This window comes from Amycolatopsis sp. NBC_01480, from assembly GCF_036227205.1.
Lineage (GTDB): Bacteria > Actinomycetota > Actinomycetes > Mycobacteriales > Pseudonocardiaceae > Amycolatopsis.
This window is the reverse complement of the sequence record NZ_CP109442.1, coordinates 3,889,939-3,910,389: the sequence shown is the minus strand read 5'-3', so window position 1 is coordinate 3,910,389 and position 20,451 is coordinate 3,889,939. Positions and strand designations below refer to the sequence as shown.

General features: G+C 70.3%; 22 protein-coding genes. 14 read left to right on the top strand and 8 right to left on the bottom strand.

Annotated features, from left to right (window positions below; all coding sequences use genetic code 11):
* Positions 1-152 precede the first annotated feature (152 nt).
* From OG371_RS18730 to OG371_RS18670, 13 genes are all read left to right on the top strand, one after another.
* Entirely contained in the window at positions 153-1,133 is a 981-nt protein-coding gene (locus OG371_RS18730; RefSeq protein WP_329070943.1) for a YncE family protein, read from the top strand.
* Between the two features lie 40 nt (positions 1,134-1,173).
* Positions 1,174-2,049 (top strand): LLM class F420-dependent oxidoreductase, encoded by an 876-nt coding sequence (locus tag OG371_RS18725; protein WP_329070941.1) that lies wholly within the window; start codon positions 1,174-1,176, stop codon positions 2,047-2,049.
* On the top strand, positions 2,046-2,918 hold the full coding sequence (locus OG371_RS18720; RefSeq protein ID WP_329070939.1) for an LLM class F420-dependent oxidoreductase: 873 nt from the start codon (positions 2,046-2,048) through the stop codon (positions 2,916-2,918). Before OG371_RS18725 ends, OG371_RS18720 begins: the two co-directional genes overlap by 4 nt.
* Before the next feature lie 193 nt (positions 2,919-3,111).
* Entirely contained in the window at positions 3,112-4,347 is a 1,236-nt protein-coding gene (locus OG371_RS18715) for a class I SAM-dependent methyltransferase (protein WP_329070937.1), read from the top strand.
* The gene (locus OG371_RS18710; protein WP_329070935.1) at positions 4,344-5,141 is read left to right on the top strand and encodes a sugar phosphate nucleotidyltransferase; all 798 of its coding nucleotides are present in this window, start codon (positions 4,344-4,346) and stop codon (positions 5,139-5,141) included. Before OG371_RS18715 ends, OG371_RS18710 begins: the two co-directional genes overlap by 4 nt.
* A complete protein-coding gene (locus tag OG371_RS18705; RefSeq protein ID WP_329070934.1) occupies positions 5,138-5,785 on the top strand; it encodes a PIG-L deacetylase family protein in 648 nt (215 codons plus the stop codon). The genes OG371_RS18710 and OG371_RS18705 overlap by 4 nt, the downstream gene beginning before the upstream one ends.
* Before the next feature lie 4 nt (positions 5,786-5,789).
* Positions 5,790-6,812 carry an NAD-dependent epimerase/dehydratase family protein gene (locus OG371_RS18700; RefSeq protein ID WP_329070933.1) on the top strand — a complete coding sequence of 341 codons (1,023 nt, stop codon included), beginning with the start codon at positions 5,790-5,792 and terminating at the stop codon, positions 6,810-6,812.
* Entirely contained in the window at positions 6,812-8,077 is a 1,266-nt protein-coding gene (locus OG371_RS18695; protein ID WP_329070931.1) for a DUF4910 domain-containing protein, read from the top strand. Before OG371_RS18700 ends, OG371_RS18695 begins: the two co-directional genes overlap by 1 nt.
* Positions 8,078-8,118: 41 nt before the next feature.
* Positions 8,119-9,420, top strand: coding sequence for a hypothetical protein (locus tag OG371_RS18690; protein WP_329073163.1), 1,302 nt, complete (start codon positions 8,119-8,121; stop codon positions 9,418-9,420).
* Positions 9,417-10,370, top strand: a complete 954-nt coding sequence (locus tag OG371_RS18685) for a glycosyltransferase family 2 protein (RefSeq protein ID WP_329070930.1) — start codon at positions 9,417-9,419, stop codon at positions 10,368-10,370. Before OG371_RS18690 ends, OG371_RS18685 begins: the two co-directional genes overlap by 4 nt.
* The gene (locus tag OG371_RS18680; protein WP_329070928.1) at positions 10,367-11,551 is read left to right on the top strand and encodes a polysaccharide pyruvyl transferase family protein; all 1,185 of its coding nucleotides are present in this window, start codon (positions 10,367-10,369) and stop codon (positions 11,549-11,551) included. The genes OG371_RS18685 and OG371_RS18680 overlap by 4 nt, the downstream gene beginning before the upstream one ends.
* Complete coding sequence (gene rfbC, locus OG371_RS18675; RefSeq protein WP_329070926.1) at positions 11,548-12,096, top strand: dTDP-4-dehydrorhamnose 3,5-epimerase; 549 nt, start codon at positions 11,548-11,550, stop codon at positions 12,094-12,096. Before OG371_RS18680 ends, rfbC begins: the two co-directional genes overlap by 4 nt.
* A gap of 5 nt (positions 12,097-12,101) precedes the next feature.
* Positions 12,102-13,412, top strand: coding sequence for a glutamate-1-semialdehyde 2,1-aminomutase (locus OG371_RS18670; RefSeq protein ID WP_329070924.1), 1,311 nt, complete (start codon positions 12,102-12,104; stop codon positions 13,410-13,412).
* A gap of 38 nt (positions 13,413-13,450) precedes the next feature.
* Here the strand turns inward: OG371_RS18670 and OG371_RS18665 are convergent, their stop codons facing one another.
* The 4 genes from OG371_RS18665 to OG371_RS18650 all read right to left on the bottom strand — a co-directional run bounded on the left by OG371_RS18665 (position 13,451) and on the right by OG371_RS18650 (position 15,377).
* A complete protein-coding gene (locus OG371_RS18665) occupies positions 13,451-13,837 on the bottom strand; it encodes a type II toxin-antitoxin system VapC family toxin (protein WP_329070922.1) in 387 nt (128 codons plus the stop codon).
* Positions 13,834-14,154 carry an AbrB/MazE/SpoVT family DNA-binding domain-containing protein gene (locus OG371_RS18660; protein WP_329070920.1) on the bottom strand — a complete coding sequence of 107 codons (321 nt, stop codon included), beginning with the start codon at positions 14,152-14,154 and terminating at the stop codon, positions 13,834-13,836. The genes OG371_RS18665 and OG371_RS18660 overlap by 4 nt, the downstream gene beginning before the upstream one ends.
* Before the next feature lie 110 nt (positions 14,155-14,264).
* The gene (locus OG371_RS18655) at positions 14,265-14,978 is read right to left on the bottom strand and encodes an SAM-dependent methyltransferase (RefSeq protein ID WP_329070918.1); all 714 of its coding nucleotides are present in this window, start codon (positions 14,976-14,978) and stop codon (positions 14,265-14,267) included.
* Between the two features lie 30 nt (positions 14,979-15,008).
* Positions 15,009-15,377: a DoxX family protein gene (locus OG371_RS18650; RefSeq protein ID WP_329070916.1), complete on the bottom strand. Its 369-nt coding sequence runs from the start codon at positions 15,375-15,377 to the stop codon at positions 15,009-15,011.
* Positions 15,378-15,483: 106 nt separating this feature from the next.
* Here OG371_RS18650 and OG371_RS18645 point away from each other — a divergent pair, with 106 nt between their 5' ends.
* Complete coding sequence (locus OG371_RS18645; protein WP_329070914.1) at positions 15,484-15,882, top strand: winged helix-turn-helix transcriptional regulator; 399 nt, start codon at positions 15,484-15,486, stop codon at positions 15,880-15,882.
* Here the strand turns inward: OG371_RS18645 and OG371_RS18640 are convergent.
* Genes OG371_RS18640 through OG371_RS18625 form a run of 4 tightly spaced genes read right to left on the bottom strand, consistent with a single transcriptional unit; the run spans position 15,842 to position 20,430 of the window.
* Positions 15,842-16,480, bottom strand: a complete 639-nt coding sequence (locus OG371_RS18640; protein WP_329070912.1) for a phosphatase PAP2 family protein — start codon at positions 16,478-16,480, stop codon at positions 15,842-15,844. The two genes, OG371_RS18645 and OG371_RS18640, sit on opposite strands and share 41 nt — an antisense overlap.
* A complete protein-coding gene (locus OG371_RS18635; RefSeq protein WP_329070910.1) occupies positions 16,477-17,667 on the bottom strand; it encodes a glycosyltransferase in 1,191 nt (396 codons plus the stop codon). The genes OG371_RS18640 and OG371_RS18635 overlap by 4 nt, the downstream gene beginning before the upstream one ends.
* Entirely contained in the window at positions 17,664-18,905 is a 1,242-nt protein-coding gene (locus OG371_RS18630) for an O-antigen ligase family protein (protein ID WP_329073161.1), read from the bottom strand. The genes OG371_RS18635 and OG371_RS18630 overlap by 4 nt, the downstream gene beginning before the upstream one ends.
* A gap of 1 nt (position 18,906) precedes the next feature.
* The gene (locus OG371_RS18625) at positions 18,907-20,430 is read right to left on the bottom strand and encodes a right-handed parallel beta-helix repeat-containing protein (RefSeq protein ID WP_442876168.1); all 1,524 of its coding nucleotides are present in this window, start codon (positions 20,428-20,430) and stop codon (positions 18,907-18,909) included.
* Positions 20,431-20,451 lie beyond the last annotated feature (21 nt).

The window sequence follows — 20,451 nt, the reverse complement described above, 5'->3', positions numbered from 1 at the left end:
GCCTCCGTCCGCCCAGTGTGGTATCTGCCGAGTGTGGTGGTTACCCACCGGAAACAACGCCATCGGGGGACTCGAAGTTCCTTCACCTGATCGTCGCCCGGGTTAGGGTCGGGGCGCTATCCCAACGGATCATCCTCCGGCGGAGGTGGGCGATGCGGGGTCCGGAGCCTTCCGGGCGGCTGACCCGGCGCGGACTGTTCGCGCTGGTCACGGCGGGTGCGGCCACGGCCGTGCTGGCCAGGCCCGCCTGGGCGGAGCAGGTGCGGGTGGTCGACGTCGGGGGCGCGCCCTCGGCCGTGGCGGTGAACCCGGTCACGGGGCTGGTGTACGTCACCGAGCCGGCGTCCGGCTCGGTCGCGGTGCTCGACCCGGGCAGCGCGCAGGTGGTCGCCGTCCTCCCGGTCGGCGGCGCGCCCAGTGACGTCGCCGTGGACCCGGTCGCGAACCGCGTGTACGTCGCCAACCCGCCGGGCGGCACCGTCCTGGTGATCGACGCGCAGAGCCACGAGACGGTGAGCGTGATCGGCGCCGGCGCGGGGGCGTCCAGCGTGGCGGTGGACTCGCGGGCCAACCAGGTCTACGCGGTCAGCAACAGCACCGGCACGCTCGCGATCCTGGACGGGGTCAGCCTCACCACGCAGACGATCGTGCCCGCGCCGAAGCCGGGCCTGGCCGGGGTCGCGCTCGACACCGGGCGGCGGATCGCCTACTGCACCAGCCCCGGCACGAACTCCGTGGAGGTCTTCGACCTCGACACCGGGAAGTTCACCGGCAGCACCGGCGTCGGCCCGTCCCCCACCGGCGTCGCCGTGCACCAGGCGAGCGGCACGGTGTTCGTGGCCAACTCGGCGATCCACAACATGTCCATTGTGGACTCCGTGACGCGGGTGCAGAGCAAGACCGTGCTGCTGCGCAGCGAGGCTTCTTCGCTCACCGTGCACCAGGGCTCGGAAACCGTGTACACCAACGGCGGGCAGAACGGATTGTCGCGCGTGGACGGCAAAGCCGGCGTGCTCAGCGGCGAGCTGAGCCTCGGCGTGAACCCCGGCGACGTGGCGGTGGACCAGCGCACGCGCGCCGTTTACGTGACGGATCCCTTGCACGGCACCGTTTCCATCGTGCGCGACTTCTGATCCGGGCGGATGGTGTAACTCCAGGTATACCGTTTGGGCCATGAAACTTGGACTGCAGATTCCCGACTTCACCTGGGCCGGCGGCGCCCCGAAGCTCGGTGCCGATCTCGCCGCTGTGGCGCGCGCGGCCGATCAGGCCGGGTTCGAATACCTCGCCGTGATGGACCACTTCTTCCAGATCCGCGGCGTCGGCCCGAGCGAGAACGACATGCTCGAGGCGTACACCACGCTCGGCTTCCTGGCCGCGCACACCGAGCGCGCCAAGCTGCTGACGGTGATCACCGGCGTGCTCTACCGCCACCCCGGCCTGCTCGCGAAGGCCATCACCACGCTCGACGTGCTTTCGGGCGGCCGCGCGATCCTCGGCATCGGCGCGGGCTGGAACGAGGAGGAGTCGAAGGGCCTCGGCTTCCCGTTCCCGCCCACCGCTGAGCGCTTCGAGCTGCTGGAGGAGAACCTCCAGTACATCCTGCAGATGTGGGGCGAAGGCGACGCGCCGTTCACCAGCAAGCACTTCGAGGCCGAGCGGCTGCTGAACGTGCCGCAGGCGCTGCAGTCGCCGCGCCCGCCGATCATGGTCGGCGGCGGCGGGGAGAAGAAGACGCTCCGCTTCGTCGCGAAGTACGGCGACTCGTGCAACATCTTCAACACCCCCGAGCTGGAGCACAAGCTCGACGTGCTCAAGCGGCACTGCGAGAACGAGGGCCGCGACTACGACGAGATCACCAAGACCGTCTACCACGTGCTGGACATCGGGCCGAAGGGCGAGAAGGCCGGTGAGCTGGTCGCCGAGCTGGAGCGGCTGCACGGCCTCGGCGTGCACGCGGCGATCGGCGCCGCCCCGGGGGTGCCGGACCTGGGCCTGATCGAGAAGTTCGCCACGGACGTGATCCCGGCCGCGGAGCAGCTGGCATGAAACTGGGACTCCACCTTTCGCAGCTGACCTGGCCGAACGGACCGGCTGCGCTCGGGCCCGACCTGGCCGCCGTGGCGAAGGCGGCCGACCAGGCCGGCTTCGAGTACCTGTCGGTGATGGACCACTTCTTCCAGATCGAGCGCTACGGCCCGCCCGAGCACGAGATGCTGGAGGCCTACACCACGCTGGGCTACCTGGCCGGGCACACCGAGCGGATCAAGCTGCTCACCATCGTCTCCGGCGTGATCTACCGCCACCCCGGGCTGCTGGCCAAGGCCGTCACCACGCTGGACGTGCTGTCCGGCGGCCGCGCACTCCTGGGCATCGGCGCCGGCTGGAACGAGGAAGAGTCCCGCGGCCTCGGGTTCCGCTTCCCGCCCATGAAGGAGCGCTTCGAGCAGCTCGAGGACGCCCTCCGGTACATCCTCCAGATGTGGTCCGAGGGCGATGCCCCGTTCACCGGCACCCACGTCTCCGGTGAACGGCTGCTGAACGTGCCGCAGCCCCTCCAGTCGCCCCACCCGCCCATCCTGATCGGCGGCAGCGGCGAGAAGAAGACGCTCCGCTTCGTCGCGAAGTACGCCGACGCCTGCAACGTGTTCCCCGGCCCGGACCTGGGGCACAAGCTGGCGGTGCTGAGACAGCACTGCGAGGACGTGGGCCGGAATTACGACGACATCACCAAAACCGTGCCCCTTTGGCTGGATATCGGCGAAAACGGCGAAAAAACCACGGAACTCCTTGACCGGCTGGGCGAATTGAGCGCACAGGGCATCCAGGCCACCATGGGCTGGGTGCCCGGCGTGCCCAGTCTGAAGCTCCTGGAGAAGTTCGCCACCGACGTCATCCCGGCGGCCGCGAAGCTCTGACCGGCTCGCTCGATGCAGCGGATGACGCTTTCGCCTCGCTCAGCGCGGGGAAAGCGTCATCCGCTGCATTCGGCCCCCCGCTCCCATGTCTCATTCAGAACACGGTGCCCGCGCCCTCGGCAGCTCCTTGTAACGACCCTCCGCTGGTGGTCGACGTGTTTAGCACGCACGCCGCGAGCCAAGGAGCCCGTTGATGACCACATGCCGACTCTGCGGATCGACAGCTCTGGCGAGCGTCGTCGACCTCGGGGCCACGCCGCCCTGTGAGCGGTTCCTGACCGCGGCGCAGCTGGCCGAGCCGGAGCCGACCTACCCGCTGCACCTGCAAGTCTGCACCGAGTGCTGGCTGGCGCAGATCCCGCCGCTGATCACACCCGAGGACACGTTCACCGATTACGCGTACTTCTCCTCGTACTCGACCTCCTGGGTGGAGCACGCGCGGAAATACGTCGAGGAATCGGTCGAACGCCTCGGCCTCGGCCCGGACTCGCTGGTGGTCGAGGTGGCCAGCAACGACGGTTACCTGCTGCAACACGTTGTGGCGCAGGGAATCCCGTGCCTGGGCATCGAACCCTCGGTGAACGTCGGGCAAGCGGCACGAGAAAAGGGCGTGCCGACGAAAACGGCGTTCCTCTCCCCCGAAACCGCGCGTGACGTCCGCGGGGAGCACGGCCCCGCGAACCTGGTGGCGGCCAACAACGTCTACGCGCACATCCCGGACATCGTCGGCTTCACCCACGGCCTGCGGGCGCTGGTGGCCGACGACGGCTGGGTCAGCATCGAGGTGCAGCACCTGCTCACGCTGATCCAGGACAACCAGTACGACACGATCTACCACGAGCACTTCCAGTACTACACGGTCGAATCCGCGCGCCGCGCGCTCGCCGTCGGCGGACTGTCCGTTGTGGACGTCGAACTGCTGCCGACGCACGGCGGCTCGATCCGGTTGTGGGCCCGGCCCGCCGCGGTCGCCGGCGAGCCGAGCGCGCGGATGGTCGACGTGCTGGCCCGCGAGAAGGCGGCCGGGCTGCACGAGCTGTCCGGCTACACCGAGTTCGCCGAGCGGGTCACGCGGGTGCGCCTCGACCTGCTGGAGTTCCTGGTCAAGGCGGCCAAGGAGGGCAGGACCGTGGTCGGCTACGGCGCGCCCGGCAAGGGCAACACGCTGCTGAACCACTGCGGCATCCGGCCCGACCTGCTCGCCTACACCGTCGACCGCAACCCGTACAAACACGGCCGGTTCACCCCCGGCACCCGGGTGCCCGTGCTGGAGACCGACCGGATCGCCGCCGACCGGCCCGATTACGTGCTCGTCCTGCCCTGGAACCTGCGGACCGAGCTCACCGAGCAATTGTCCTATGTAGACGAGTGGGGCGGGCGGCTCGTGTTCCCGATCCCCCGCCTGGAGATCGTCGAGGTGAATCAGTGAAGGTAGTCCTGTTCTGCGGCGGCTACGGCATGCGGATGCGCAACGGAGACGCCTCCGACGTGCCGAAGCCGATGGCCATGGTGGGCCCGCGTCCGCTGATCTGGCACGTGATGCGCTACTACGCGCACTTCGGCCACACCGAGTTCGTGCTGTGCCTCGGCTACGGCGCGCACCACATCAAGGAGTTCTTCCTCAACTACCGCGAGACCACGTCCAACGACTTCGTGCTCCGCGGCGGCCGGACCGAGCTGCTGTCCACCGACATCGCCGACTGGACGATCTCGTTCGTGCAGACCGGCATCGAGTCGCCGATCGGCGAGCGCCTGCGCCGCGTGCGCGAGCACCTCGACGGCGACGAGATGTTCCTGGCCAACTACGCCGACGTGCTCACCGACGCGCCGCTGGACCAGATCGTCGAGCGGTTCGAGCAGAGCGACGCCGGCGCCTCGATGATGGTGGTGCCGCCGCAGTCCTCGTTCCACTGCGTCGAGATGGACGAGGGCGGCCGGATCGGCGCCATCACGCCGGTCAGCGACATGCCGCTGTGGGAGAACGGCGGCTATTTCGTGCTGCGGCAGGAGGTTTTCGACCACATCCCGGAGAACGGCGACCTGGTCGCCGACGGCTGTGGTGAGCTCGCGAAGCGCGGCCGGCTGCTGGCGTACCCGTACCGCGGGTTCTGGAAGCCGACCGACACGGTGAAGGAGCGCTTCGCACTGGACGACGCGTACACCCATGGCGACCGGCCGTGGGCGCTCTGGGAGCACGGGCAGCCGGACCGGGTGCACGCGTGATCCGGCTGGCGGCGGAGCGGCTGGACAGCATCGTCGTCCTCGGCGCGCACTGTGACGACATCGCGATCGGCGCCGGCGGGACCCTGCTGACGATCTGCGCGCTGCGGCCCGGGATCCGGGTCGACGCGCTGGTGCTGTCGGGCGGCGGCACCGAGCGGGAGGCCGAGGAGCGGTCCGCGCTCGCCGCGTTCTGCCCGGGCGCCGACCTCGAGCTCACCGTGCTGAAGCTGCCCGACGGCCGGCTCCCGGCGCACTGGGACGAGGCCAAGAACGCGCTCGAAGAGCTGCGCGGGCGCACCGATCCCGGCGTGGTCCTGGCGCCCCGGACCGTCGACGCGCACCAGGACCACCGCGGCCTCGCCATGCTGGTACCGACCGTCTGGCGCGGGTATCTGACGCTGGGCTACGAGATCGTCAAGTGGGACGGCGACCTCGGCCGGCTGCCGGCGTACGTGCCGCTCACCACCAAGCTGGCCGAGCAGAAAGTCCAGCTGCTGCAAGAGCATTACGCCTCCCAGCGGCACCGCCCCTGGTACGACCGCGAGGCCTTCCTCGGCCTGGCGCGGATCCGCGGCATCGAGTGCCAGGAGCACTACGCGGAGGCGTTCGAACTGAACAAACTCGTTCTCGACTTGAGGGGCTGAAGACATGCGGGTGTTGCTGACCGGGCACACGGGTTACCTGGGCACGGTGATGGCGCCGGTGCTGGCCGAGGCCGGGCACGAGGTCACCGGGCTGGACTCGGGCCTGTTCGCGGACTGCCTGCTGGGCCCGGCGCCCGCCGACCCGGCCGGGATCACCGTCGACCTGCGCGACGTGCGGCCCGAGCAGCTCGAGGGGTTCGACGCCGTGATCCACCTGGCGGCGCTGTCGAACGACCCGCTGGGCTCGCTCGCGCCGCAGCTGACGTACGACATCAACCACCACGCGTCGGTCCGGCTCGCGCAGCTGGCGAAGGACGCCGGCGTGGGGCGCTACCTCTACGCGTCCACCTGCTCGGTGTACGGCGCTTCGGGCGGCGGTGGCCTCGTGGACGAGGACGCCCCGCTTCGCCCGGTGACGCCGTACGCGGAGTCGAAGGTGCGCGTGGAAGCCGACGTCTCGAAGCTCGCCGACGACAGCTTCACGCCGGTGTACATGCGCAACGCCACCGCGTTCGGCTTCTCGCCGCGGCTGCGCGCGGACATCGTGCTGAACAACCTCACCGCCCACGCCTTCCTCTCCGGCGAGGTGCTGGTGCTCTCCGACGGCACGCCGTGGCGTCCGCTGGTGCACGCGAAGGACATCGCGCACGCCTTCACCGCCGCGCTGTCCGCGCCGCGCGAAGTCGTGCACAACCAGGCGTTCAACATCGGCACCGAGCGCAACAACGTGACGGTCGCGGAGATCGCGCAGGAGGTCGTGGAGGCCGTGCCGGGCTCCAAGCTGCGGATCACCGGTGAGGCCGGCGCGGACCCGCGCTCGTACCGCGTGGACTTCGCGCGCTTTCGCGAGGCGATCCCGGGCTTCGACTGCGAGTGGTCGGTCAAGGACGGCGCACTCCAGCTGATCGACGCCTACCGCGACTACGGCCTCACCAAGGCGCAGTTCGAGCGCCGGTTCACCCGGCTGAACTGGCTGAACGACCGTCAGAGCGCCGGCGCCGTCGACGAAACGCTGCGGCACGCCTGATGCTGACGGGGGCGCAGATGCACGCGCTGGTGGAGCGGATGTACCCGTTCTGCCGGAGCATCACGGGCGACGGCGTGCGCGAGACGCTCGCCGTCGTCGGCGAGCACATCCCGCTCGAGCTGCACGAGGTGCCGACCGGCACCTCGGTGCTGGACTGGACCGTGCCGCAGGAGTGGAACATCCGCGACGCCTACGTGGCGGACGCGGCCGGGCGCCGGGTGATCGACTTCCGCGAGTCGAACCTGCACGTGGTCGGCTACAGCGTGCCGGTCGACGAGACGATGAGCCTGGCCGAGCTGCGCGGCCACCTGCACACGCTGCCCGAAACCCCGTCGTGGGTGCCGTACCGGACCAGTTATTACTCGCCGGCCTGGGGGTTCTGCCTGGCCCAGGACGTGCTCGACGCGCTGCCGGACGGCGACTACCGGGTCAAGATCGACTCGACGCTGGCCGACGGCTCGCTGACCTACGGCGAGCACATGGTGCCCGGCCAGGTGGGCGACGAGGTCATCGTCTCCTGCCATATCTGCCACCCCTCGCTGGCGAACGACAACCTCGCGGGCATCGCCGTGGCCGTCTCGCTCGCGCAGGCCCTGGCGGCGGAAAAACCGTTCCACACCTACCGGTTCCTGTTCATGCCGGGCACGATCGGCGCGATCACCTGGCTGGCACGCAACGGCGAGCGCGTGGACCGCGTGAAGCACGGCGTGGTGCTGGCCTGCGCCGGCGACCGCGGCTCGCTCACCTACAAGCGCAGCCGCCGCGGCGACGCGGAGATCGACCGGGTGATGGCCTTCGTGCTGAAGGACAAGCCGCACGAAATCCGCGACTTCTCCCCGTACGGCTACGACGAGCGGCAGTTCTGCTCCCCCGGCTTCAACCTCGGCGTCGGATCGCTGACGCGGACGCCGTACGCGGGCTACCCGGAGTACCACACCTCCGCGGACAACCCGGGTTTCGTCTCGCCGGAGTCGATGGAGGACACGCTCGACACGCTGCGCACCGCGTTCTCCGTGCTCGACCGCAACCGCCGCTTCGTCAACCTCAGCCCGTACGGCGAGCCGCAGCTGGGCAAGCGCGGGCTGTACGACTCACTCGGCGGGCGCAGCGACGCCAAGGACGCCCAGCTCGCGATGCTCTGGGTGCTCAGCTACTCCGACGGCGGCAACAGCCTGCTCGACATCGCCGAGCGCGCCGGCCTGCCGTTCGACGCGGTCGACGGTGCCGCGCGGGCCCTGCAGGCCGCCGGCCTGCTCAAGGAGTGAGGGCGGTGCCCTCGATCCTGCGCTCGCGCGCCGTCCGCGCGATGGCCGGACGGCTCAGCTGGGGCCTCGGCGACCAGGCCGTCTCCAGCCTGACGAACTTCGTCGTCGGCCTGTACGTCGCGCGCTCGCTGGGCGCGACGGCGTTCGGCGTGTTCAGCATCGCCTGGGTGACCTACGGCGTGATCCTGAACGTCTCGCGCGGCCTGGCGACGGACCCGCTGATGGTGCGCTTCTCCGGCGTGACCCGGCGACGGTGGCGGGAGGCGCTCGGCCGGGCCGCGGGCACGGCGCTGACCGTCGGGCTGCTCGCCGGCGCGTTGAGTGTCCTTTTCGGACTCTTGGTGGGCGGGGCGGTCGGCGGGGCGTTCGTCGCGCTGGGCGTGGTGATGCCCGCGCTGCTGCTGCAGGACGCCTGGCGGTTCGGCTTCTTCGCCGCGGGCTCCGGGCAGAAAGCGTTCCTCAACGACGCGATCTGGGGCGTCGCGTTGTTCCCGGCGATGGTGCTGGCCGCGCGGCACGGCACCGTGGTCGGGTTCCTGCTCGCCTGGGGCGCGTCCGCGGGCGTCGCGGCGCTGTACGGCTGGGTGCAGACGAGCGTGCTGCCGAACCTGGGCGCGGTGCGCCACTGGGTGCGCGACCACCGCGAGCTGGGCGTGCGCTACCTGGTCGAGAACGTGAGCAACAGCGGGGCGTCGCAGCTGCGCGCGTACGGGCTGGGCGCGATCGCCGGGCTCGCCGCGGTCGGCACCGTGCGCGGCGCGGAACAGCTGCTCGGGCCGTTCCTCGCGCTGTTGATGGGGCTTTCGCTGGTCACCGTGGCCGAAGGCGCGCGAGTGCTGCAACGGTCGCCGCGCCGGCTTCGGCACTTCTGCCTGATCCTCGGCGGCGCGCAGGCCGCCGCCGCGCTGACCTGGGGCCTCGCCCTGCTGCTGCTCGTGCCCGACAACGCCGGCCGGTTCGTGCTCGGCTCGCTGTGGGACACCTCGTCGAAGCTGATCCTGCCGGTCACGCTCGCCGTGGTCGGCGCCAGCTTCACCACGGGCGCGGCGGCTGGGCTGCGCGCACTCGGCGTCGCGCGAAGGAGCCTTCGCTCGCAGCTGATCGCCTCGGCCATGTACGTCACCTTCGGCCTCACCGGCGCCGCGATGGGCGGCGCGCTCGGCTCCGCTTGGGGCGTCGCGGCGGCCACGCTGGCCGGCTCGGGCGTGTGGTGGGTACAGCTGCACCTCGCCCTGCGCGACTACTTCGCGACACCAGTCACCTCGACACCGCGCGACGACGCCGCCGCTGTCGAAACATCCGTCGAATCATCCGTCGGTCATGAGGAAATGAGAACGCGATGAGGACCGTCCCCCGGCTGAGCATCGGCCTGCCCGTCTACAACGGCGAGGAGTTCCTGGGCGAGGCGCTCGACGCGCTGCTCGGGCAGACCTACGAGGACTTCGAGCTGATCATCTCCGACAACGCCTCCGCCGACGGCACCGAGGAGATCTGCCGTCAGTACGCGGAAAAGGACACCCGCATCCGCTACCGGCGCCAGGCCCGCAACGTCGGCGCGACGCCGAACCACAACGTGCTGCTGGACATGGCGCGCGGCGAGCTGTTCAAGTGGGCCTCGCACGACGACCTGTACGGCCGCGACCTGCTGCGCCGCTGCGTCGAGGCGCTCGACGAGCGACCCGAGATCGTGCTCGCGCACTCGTGGCAGGCGATCATCGACGAGCGCGGCGCGGTCACCGTGCCACTGGACTACGTGCACAAGACGGACGCGGCGCGGCCTTCGGTCCGGTTCAAGAGCCTGCTGTTCGAGCCCGGCGGCGACGACTTCTACGGCGTCGTGCGCACCGACGTGCTGCGCCGCGTCACGCCGATGGGCAGCTACCACCACGCCGACCGCACGTACGTGGCCGAGCTGGCCCTGCACGGCCCGTTCCACCAGGTCCCGGAGCTGCTGTACTTCCGCCGCGACCACCCGGACCGCGCCGAGCGCGCGAACCCGAGCAAACGCGCGCGGTGCGCGAACCTCGACCCGAAGCGCGGCAACCCGTTCACGAACCCGACCGCGCGGCTGCTGGCCGAGTACGTCTGGGGTTACGTGCACGGCATCCGCGTCGCCCCGCTGTCCTCGCGCGAGCGGCGGCGCTGTTACCTCGCGCTGGCGGAGTGGTTCGCCAGCCGGGCCAAGCCGGGCGAGGCCGGTGAGCGCGTGGAGGACCGCGCACCGGTGGCCGCGGACGAGCTTTCCCTGACCGTCGACCAGGTTGTGGCCGGCCGTGAGGGACGGGTTTCGTGAGCGCACGCGTCGGGCTGTTCGGGCTGCTCGGCTCGGGCAACCTCGGCAACGACGGCTCGCTGGAAGCGGTGCTCGGCTATTTGCGCGCCGAGCACCCGGACGCGACCGTGTCCGCCTTCTGCGGTGGGCCGGCGGTGGTTTCGGCTCGCTACGGCATCCCGGCGACGCGACTGAACTGGTACGCCGACGAGTACCAGACGGCTTCGGGCCTGCGGTCCATCGCCATGAAGGCGTTCGGGAAACTGGTCGACGTCGTGCGCACGGCCGCGTGGGTGCGGCGCCAGGACGTGGTGTTCGTGCCCGGCATGGGAGTGCTCGAGGCGACGCTTCCGTTGCGGCCCTGGGGTTTCCCGTACGCGCTGTTCCTGCTGAGCGCGGCCGGGCGGGTGTTCGGCACGAAGGTGGCGCTGGTCAGCGTCGGCGCCGACCGGATCACTGTGCCGGCCACCCGGTTCCTGGTCCGGCAGACGGCGCGGCTGGCGGCCTACCGCTCGTACCGCGACGAGCTTTCCCGGACGGCGATGCGCTCGATGGGCGTGCCGGTGAACGGCGACGCGGTGTACCCCGACCTCGCGTTCTCGCTGCCGGTGCCCACCGTGGCCGAGGACCCGCGCGCGGTCGGCGTCGGCGTGATGGCGTACTACGGCGGCAACGACGACCGGGCCGACGACGAGCGGATCTATCGGTCCTATGTGGACGCCATGACGCGCTTCGTGCGGCATCTGGTGGCGCAGGGGCGGCCGGTGCGGCTGTTCATCGGCGACCAGATCGACACCGCGGTGGTCGAGGAGATCCAGGCGGCCGTGGCGTCGCCGCTGGTCACGGCCACTCCGTTGGAGACGCTGGACGAGCTGATGCGCTCGATGGCCGGCGTCGGCACGGTCGTCGCGACGCGGTACCACAACGTGTTGTGCGCGCTGAAGCTCGGGAAGCCGACGCTGGCGATCGGGTATGCGAAGAAAAACGACGTGCTGATGGCCGAGATGGGCCTCGGTGAATTCTGCCAGGAGGCCCGCGCGGTCGACGTCGACCGGCTGATCACGCAGTTCGCGGAGCTGGACCGGCGCGCGCCGGAGCTGCGGCTGACGCTGGCCGAGCACAACGAGGAGAACGAACAGCGGCTCAAGCACCAGTTCGCCGCGCTGTCCGCTTCGCTGTTCCCTGCTTCGGAGGTCCGATGAAAGCCATTCCCGTGCCGTCCATCGCGGGCGCGTACCTGTTCCAGCCCACGCCGCACCGCGACGACCGCGGCTTCTTTTCGCGCACTTTCGACGCGGACGTGGCCCGGTCGGTGGGAATCGAACCGGAAACGTTTGTGCAGGACAGTGTTTCCCGTTCCTATCGCGGGGTGCTGCGCGGAATGCACCTGCGCTCGGGCGACGGCGAGGCGAAGCTGGTGCGCTGCTCGTTCGGCGAGGTCTTCGACGTGGTCGTGGACCTGCGGCCGGAGTCGCCGACGTTCCGCAACCGCGAGTTCTTCCGGCTTTCCGGCGACACCCAGGAGAGCGTGTACATCCCGGCCGGCTGCGCGCACGGTTTCCAGGCGCTTTCCGATATCGCCGACGTCTCATATCGGATCGACCGGGTGCACAATCCGGACGAAGACGTAGCAATCGCCTATAATGATCCTGAACTCGCTATCCCGTGGCCGCTGCCGGCCGCGCTGGTTTCCGAGCGGGACTCCGCCGCCGGCTCGTTGGCCGAGGCACTCAAACCGTTGGGGTGAAGACGATGGAACTAACCGCCTCCCGCGCGGCTGACGAGCGGCTGCACCGGGTGATCCCCGGCGGCGCGCACACGTACGCCAAGGGCTCGGACCAGTACCCGGAGAACCTGGCGCCGGTCATCTCGCACGGGCTCGGCGCGCGCGTCTGGGACGTCGACGGGAATTCCTACGTCGAGTACGGCTCGGGGCTGCGGGCGGTGAGCCTCGGCCACGCGCACCCACGAGTGACCGAGGCGGTGCGGCGGGAGGTCGGGCGGGGCAGCAACTTCTCGCGTCCGTCCATTGTGGAGGCTGAGGCAGCGGAGCGGTTCCTGGCCACCGTGCCGACCGCGGACATGGTGAAGTTCACCAAAAACGGCTCGGACGCGACCACCGCCGCGGTGCGCCTGGCCCGCGCCGCCACCGGCCGTCCGCTGGTGGCCCTGTGCGCCGACCACGCGTTTTTCTCCACCGACGACTGGTTCATCGGCACCACGGCGATGGCGGCCGGCGTCCCCGGTGAGATCACGGACCTGACCGTGCGCTTCCCGTACGGCGACCTCGCGGCCACCGAGGCGATGCTCCAGGAGCACGACGGTCAGGTCGCCTGCCTGATCCTGGAAGCCGCGACCCAGGCCGACCCGCCCGAGGGCTACCTGGCGGGTCTGCGCGAGCTGGCCCACCGGCACGGCGCGCTGCTGGTGTTCGACGAGATGATCACCGGCTTCCGGTTTTCCGAGCATGGCGCGCAAGGGTTGTACGGCGTCACGCCCGATCTTTCGACGTTCGGCAAGGCACTCGGCAACGGCTTCGCGGTCTCCGCGCTGGCCGGCAAACGCGAGCTGATGGAACTGGGCGGCCTGCGCTCGGGCCGCGACCGGGTGTTCCTGCTGTCCACCACCCACGGCGCGGAAACGCACGCGCTGGCCGCCGCCATGGCCGTGATGGACGTCTACGAAACCGAAGCGGTCACCGCCCGGCTGCACACCATCGGCGCGCGCCTGGCCACCGGCGTCCGCGAAATCGCCGCGAGCCACGACCTGTCCGACCACGTCATCGTGCGCGGCCGCGACAGCAATTTGGTCTTCGGCACGCTGGACGCCAGCGGCCGCCCCTCACAGGACTACCGGACACTGTTCCTGCGCCAGCTCGTGACCGGCGGTGTGCTGGGACCGTCGTTTGTCGTCAGCGCGGCGCTGACGGACGCCGACCTGCAACAGACCTTGGACGCCGTCGCCGCGGCTTGTGTGGTTTACCGCAAGGCCCTCGATGCCGGCGACCCGTCACCGTGGCTCGGCGGGCGGCCGGTGAAACCGGTGTTTCGGCGGAAAGCCTGAGCGAGCCTTCCTGACGGCGGACGGTCGAAACCGCGTGGTCAGCGGATGAGGTCGACCGGCACGCCGGCATCGACCCGCGCCCAAGCCCGGTCCGCGGTGACCGCGCGGCCTTCCGGGACACTGCCGGCGACCGCGAGGCACGCACGGTCGCCCAGCGACAGACCGCCGCTGCGAGTGCTGGTCCACAGCAGCGCGGTGTCGACGGCCTCGGCTGCGGTGAACGCGGCCACGGTCGCGCCGAGGGACAGCACAACGCCTGCCGCTTCCGCCGGTGCCGGGTGGCCGTTCTGGACGAGCTTCCGCACGACCTCGGAGAAGTTCACGGCACTGATCACCGCGCCTCGGATCTGCGCGGCCACCTGGTCGTGACCGTCCTCGCGGTAGATCAGCGCGAGGATCGCGCTCGCGTCCAGCACCGCCGTCACGCCGGGCCCCCTTCGACCGCGGTCGCGTTGCCACCGGCGCCCTCCTGCGCTGCCGCTGCTCGCCGGTCGGCGAGCAGGGAGTCCGTCACGCTCCCGGTCACCCCGGCGGCGCGGGCCGCCGCGATCGCTTCGTCCTGCACTCGCCGCAGCAGGTGATCGCGGTCCTCCAGGATCACCCTGCCTCGCTCGACGTAGGCGACCAGGTTCGACCCCGGCGAGATCCCCGCCGCTTGCCGAAGCTGCGCCGGGATCGTCACCCGGCCGTCGGCGGCGACGGATACGTCCGCCCGCGCCATCATCGGATCAGTGCTCGTCACGCGCCCCAGCCTACCGCCGTATTCAGTGACGTTTCACCGTGGATCGCAAATCTCCGGCGGTACTCTCATTTCTACGGCGAACCTGAGCAAATCTCGGCAAGTGGAACCTGTCAGCGAACCAGCACCAGATAGCCGAGCCCGAGCACGCCCCGGTAGACGGACACGTACTCCCGCTCGCGCTGGTCGAGCCACTCGCGCGTCTCGGCGGCCCGCGGGTCGTCGGGGTGGCTCAGCAGCCAGTCCAGCCGGCCGGACCAGGAGGTCGACTCGAAGTCGTCCCACTCGCGCTGGTCGGCCGTGCTGAGGTGCCGCACGCGCCACCCGGTTTCGCGGCAGGCTTCGAGCAGTTCGGGCAGCGTGAGGATGTCGTCGCCGAGGATTTCCCGCGCGGCTTCGGTGGGTTCGGCGGCCCAGTAGCCGTCGCCGAAGAGCAGCCGGTCGGTGGTCGCGGCGAGGGCTTCGAGGGCAGGCTTAGTCCCGCCGAACGCGTGCGAGGCGCCGATGCAGATGGCCCGCACGGCCGTCCCGCGCCACTGCGCCGCGGGCTGGTGCACGAACTCGACCGCGGCGCCCCGCTCGCTCACCGCTTTCCGGCCCCGGTCGAGCGCGACCTCGTCGACGTCGACGCCGATCCCCCGCGCCGCCGTCCCGTCGACCGCGCGGATCAGCAGCTCGCCCCACCCGCAGCCGAGGTCCACCACGGTCCCCCCGCGGACGTCGAGCCGGCGCAGCAGCAGTTCCGCGTGCTGCTCGTCGAGCGGGGTGTTCCAGCGCATGTTCGCCCGCCGCGCGAGCGCGTAGTCGTCGATCACGCGGGGCAGCATGACAAGTCCGCCCGGCTCGCGTCGCGCCAATTAACCCAGGAAACGGCCGGCCGCGACGAAGGCGGCGAGCAGCAGCAGGAGCACGTTGGCCGGCAACGGCCGCCGTTCGTTGCGGACCAGGTGCACCCGGAGCGCGCCGATCTGCACGACGACGAGGCCGACCGCGGCGATCGGGGTGAGGATCGGCGCGATTCCGGTCAGCCAGGGCAGGACCACGCCGAGCGCGCCCAGGATCTCCACCAGGCCGACCGCCTTCACCCCGGCGTCCGAGGAGTCCTTCATCCAGTCCAAGTTTCCCGTGGCGACCAAGCGTTCGCGCGGCCGTACGACCTTGAGCCCACCCGCCGCTAGGTAAACCGCAGCGAGGAAGACCTGGACGATCCACAATGCGATATTCACCGTATTCCCCAATCCTTACCTTGTGTGCGCAGCCTGATGATCTGTGTGCATGGGGACGGCGGCAAAAGGCACAGCGATGTATGTGTCCAGGAAAGGAGCCTCGGGCATGGCGAAGGTCACACCGAAGGGCGCGCGGATCCGCGAAGGCGGCGCGGTCCGCGAAGTGCTGGACCGCATCGGCGACAAGTGGAGCCTGCTGGTGGTCGGCACCCTGCGCGCCGGGCCGCTGCGGTTCGGCGCGCTGGAGGAGGGCATTGCCGGCATCTCACAGCGGATGCTCACCCTGACGCTCAAACACCTCGTCGAGGATGGCCTGGTGACCCGCACCGCCTACGCCGAGGTGCCGCCACGCGTCGAGTACGAGCTGACCGAGCTGGGCCACAGCCTGGTGCCGCTGGTGATGGCGCTCGCCGAATGGGCGATGGCCAACCACGAGCAGATCAACGCCAACCGCTCCGGTGCCGTCAACGCCGCGCCCACACCCGGTCGACCGCGAAAGCCGTAGCCGGGATCACCGCCAGTGCCGTGGCGAAGCCGCCGATGGTGTCCGTCGGGTAGTGGGCGCCGAGGGCCACTTCCGCCCACGCCATCAGGAGACCGCACACCAGGGCAAGTCCCAGCATCAGCGCCAGACCACCAGCGCGGCCCAGGCGAAAGCGGTCCACCAGCACAAAAGCGCCAATGAGAGCCAACGCCGTGGCGAACGCCGTGTGCCCGCTCGGGTAGGACAGGAAGCTGCCGTGGATCGTCCGGCCGGTCAGCGGCTTCAACACTGACGTCAAAGCGACCGTGATCCCGCAGCCGACGAGTGCCAGCACGGCCGTCCGCACCCGGCCCGCCAGTAGCGCGCCGCCGACGAACAGCACCATCAAGATCGCCGAACCCACTGGCTCGCCGCAGAAATCGATGGCGTTGGCGAAGTACCACCACGGGTCGAGCAAGCCGTCCGGGCCCGGCAGCAGGCCCGCGTCGAACGCGCTCGGGGTCGAGCGGCCCGCGAACAGCAGGCCGAGCACTACCAGCGTCACGAGGCCCAGACCGGCGAGCACCAGCGAAGGCGCGCGCACCGAGGCGGGCAACGCCGGGCGGACCCTAGTTCTCATCGAGCGGAACCGTACGCCGTGATCGCCGCCTCGTAACCCTCGATCAGGCGGCGCAGGCCGGTTTCCGGGGTGAAATCGAGTTCGTACCGCTCCCGCGCGGCCGAGCCCATCTTGCGGTTGCGCTCCGGATCCCTGACGGCGTCCCGCAACGCGTCCGCCAGTGACGGCGCCGAACCGGGGGTGTGCAGCAGGCCCGTGACGCCGTCGGAAATCAGCTCCTCGAACGCGCCGTGCGCGGGCGCGACCGTCGGCACTCCCGCGGCCATCGCCTCCACCACCACCAACCCGAACGCCTCCAGCCAGGCCGACGGCGCGACCATCACCGCCGCCCGAGCGGCCAGGTCACGGCACTCCGCAGAACTCTGGAGCCCGACGTACGACACGTCGTCGCGCCCCGAGGCCCACGCAGCCACCTCGTCCGACAGCGGGCCGGTGCCGGCGATCACCAGCGGCAACCCGAGCGAACCACCCAGCCGGTGCCACGCGGCCATCAGCAGCGACACGCCCTTCTCCTCGGTCAGCCGGCCGAGGAACAGCACGTGCTCACCGGCGCCGGTCCGGCGCACGCCGGGGTCGGTGACGAAGTTGTGCTTCACGGTCAGCCGGTCCGCGGGCAGGCCCGCGTCCACGAGCAGCCGCCGCTGGGCGCCGGAAATGCAGAAGAACCGCGTGACCCCCGTGCGCCAGCGGTGCCGGTTCGCGACGAGGTTGACGGCCATCGGCAGCGTCGCGACGGCGGACCCGCGGTAGCACCCGTGCCGCACCGCGGGCACCGGCGCGCGGCCGACGCAGTCCGTGCACACGTGGCCGTCGCGGTACAGCGTGCCGGGCGGGCAGACCAGGCCGTAGTTGTGCAGCGTCGCCACCACCGGCACCCGCGCGTCCGCGCACGCCGCCAGCACCGAGGGCGAAAGCAGCGGGAACGTGTTGTGCACGTGCACCACGTCCGGCCGCTCCACCCGCAGCCGCGTGGCCAGCTCGGCGCGCGCCGAGCGGTTCCACGGCACCTGCAACGGCACCAAAGCCTTGCGCGGCAACGACATCGACGCTATGTCGTCGCTCTGCCGCTCGAACCGGCCGACCTTCACCCCGCCGTGGTGCAGCAGCTTCACCTCGGCGTCGACGACATTGTTCTCCCCGCTCGGCTGCTCGGAGCGGTAGCGGTTGTGGACGACGAGCACCCTCATTCGGGCCGGCCTTTCGGGATGAAGTCGTCCTCGCGCATCCGGCCGCCACCCTGCGCGAGCAGCGTCGCGGCCAGCGCCAGGTGCAGCAGGTACGGCGAGGCGTCGCCGAGTCCGGCTTCGGTGTAGGACGCGGAGATGCAGTAGGTGATCAGGAAGATCGCGCAGGCGCGGGCCAGCGACGGCGGCCGCAGCAGCGCCACCGCGACCAGCACCAGCAGGAACGTCGCGACGATCGCGATCCCGACAAAACCCTGCTCGTGGTAGACGGCGAGCCAGCTGTTGTCGATCGGGAGCCCGCCGTAGGACTTGTCGGTCAGGCCCACGCCGAAGATGTACTCGTTGATCGTGCGCGGGGCCGAAAGCAGCGCGTCCCACACCTTCGCGCGGCCGGTGAGGCTGGAGAAGTTGTCCTGGCTCTGCCCGCGCAGGAACCACGCCTGCAGCAGCCCGCCGAGCACCACGGCGGAGAACCCGCTGATCACGACAAGCACGGCGAACACCTTGCGCGCGCGGGCGCTGGTCAGCGCCAGCGAGAGCAGCGCGACGACCAAACCGGCGACCAGCCCGAGCGTCGCCGTGCGGGTGTGCGTCAGCAGGAGCAGGGCGAGCGACGGGACGATCACCGCCAGCGCCGTCTTGTACTCCATCCGCTTGCCGAGCCACAGCAGCGCCGCGAGGCCCGCGATCACGGCTGCGTATTGCCCGACCTGCGGTGGGGTCAGCGGCCACACCGCACCCGCGAGCCGCCCGCCGTAGGTCCCGGGCATCGCTTTGCCCGGCGAGACGACCAGCCCGATGACGACCGAGACGAGCACCGCGCCGAACATCCGGATGTGGTGCCGGACGAAGGTGAACGACCCGTTCCACCACGGTGTGAGCAGCCACAGCGTCACCACGAAGATCGCGAACCGGAAGCACCGGAACAGCGCCCCGAGCCCGCTTTCCAGGTCGAGGCTGGCCACGATGCTCGAGACGAGCAGCAGGCTGAGCAGCATCAGGTACGCGCTGGGCCGCACCTTGATCCGCGGGTTGAGCACCAGCGCCAGCGCGAACGCCGACATCAGCGCGCCCATGGTGACGATCTGGATCACCGAGCGCGGCAGCGGGATCACAGTCTGGGCACCGGTGGAGCCCAGCGTGTTGAGGATCAGCAGCGCCCACGACGCGCCGACGAGCTTCGGCGTCGGCTCACCCGTCTCCACGGGCGTCGGCTGCCGGATGTTGTTCAGCAGAGCCATCTCAGCCACCCCCGCCACGCTGATAGGTGGTGCGCGCGTCCTGGTCGTACGGCGCGCCCTCCCACTCGCCGATGCCCAGGATGTGGCTCTGGTCGCCGGCGATGAACGTCCACGGCCCGGTGTAGGCGTTGTCGTGCCAGGAGTTGTCCTGGTTGTGGGTGATCGCGGTCTGCACCACGTCGCCCTTGTACGGGGACCAGTCCGGGTAGGTGCCGAAGTTCGACAGCAGCCCCATCCGCGCGCAGGTCTCCTGGCAGCCGATCGCCGCCGGGTCGAGCATGAAGCGGTTGTTGTGCACGTCCACGCGCTGGGTCTTCCAGCGGCAGTCGTCGTACAGCGGCTTCTGCGCGATCGCCGGCGCGGCGCACTTGGTCGTGTCCGGCACGAGCTCGGTGCAGACGCCGCTGGAGGTGTTGGCCGGGCTGTTGCAGAAGCGGTCCGCGTTCTCCCACAGCGTGATGCCGTTCCAGTTGTTCTCGAACACGTTGCCGTAGATCTCCAGCTTCGACGTGCGCGCCTTCACCCGCGGCTCGCCGCCGGACTCGGAGACGTAGATCGTCGCCAGCGGGAAGGTGTCGCCGCGGTCGGTGTAGGAGCGGCCGTCGACCAGGTTGTTGCGGCGCAGGGTGTTGTTCCGGATCACGGCGTTGTAGCTGGTCTCGTACGTGATCGCGGAGCTGTCGTTGTTCTCGATCAGGTTGCCCTCGATCAGGAAGTCGTTGTTGTTGGTGTCGGCCCACAGCCCGGTGCCGCGGTTGTCGTGCACCCAGTTGCCGGTCACGTCGGCGCCGTTCACGTCCCAGAACTTGATCCCGCCGGTGCAGCCGCAGCCGTCGACCTTCTTCTCCCAGTCGCCGGTGTTGTTGCCGGTGATCTCGTTGCCGCGCACCACCAGCCCGGTGATGTCGCCGTCGCCGGAGAACGCGTTCATGCCGTACTGGCCGTTGCGCCGCAGGCAGTTGTCCAGCACCTGCTGCTTCGCCCCGGCCATCAGCCCGGCGCCGTCGTTGTCCTGGACGGTGGTGTGCTGGATCAGCCAGCCGTCGCCGGAGTCGTGGTTGACCACGCCCTCGTCGCGCGGCGCCACGAAGCCCTGCACGGTCAGCGACTGGATCTTGACGTTCTTCGCGTGCCCGGTGAAGGCGTACTGGTTGATCCGGCGCCCGTCGAGGACCGCGCCGGGCGCCCCGACGTAGACGTCGCCGTCCTTGGGCTGGACCTGGTCGAACCGGTCGTCGCCGAGGTGGTGGGCGCCGGGCCCCAGCCAGAACGTGGTGCCGGACGGGGAGTCCTTGGTCTTGGTGGCGAGGTCGCCGGGCACCGCCGGGTCCACGGTCACCGCGCCCGCCGGGGCGGTGGCGGGGCCGGGCGGCATCTTGTCGCACACCGCGGCGACGGGCCCGGCCGGCGCGGCCGAGGTCGCGGCGACCTGGCTCGCCGCCGGGTCTTCGTCGGGTGCGCTGGAGCACCCGGCCAGGACCAGCGGGCACAGCGCACCCAGGAGCAGAGCCAGCCTGCTGGTCAGTCGCACATCGATCCTCTCGGT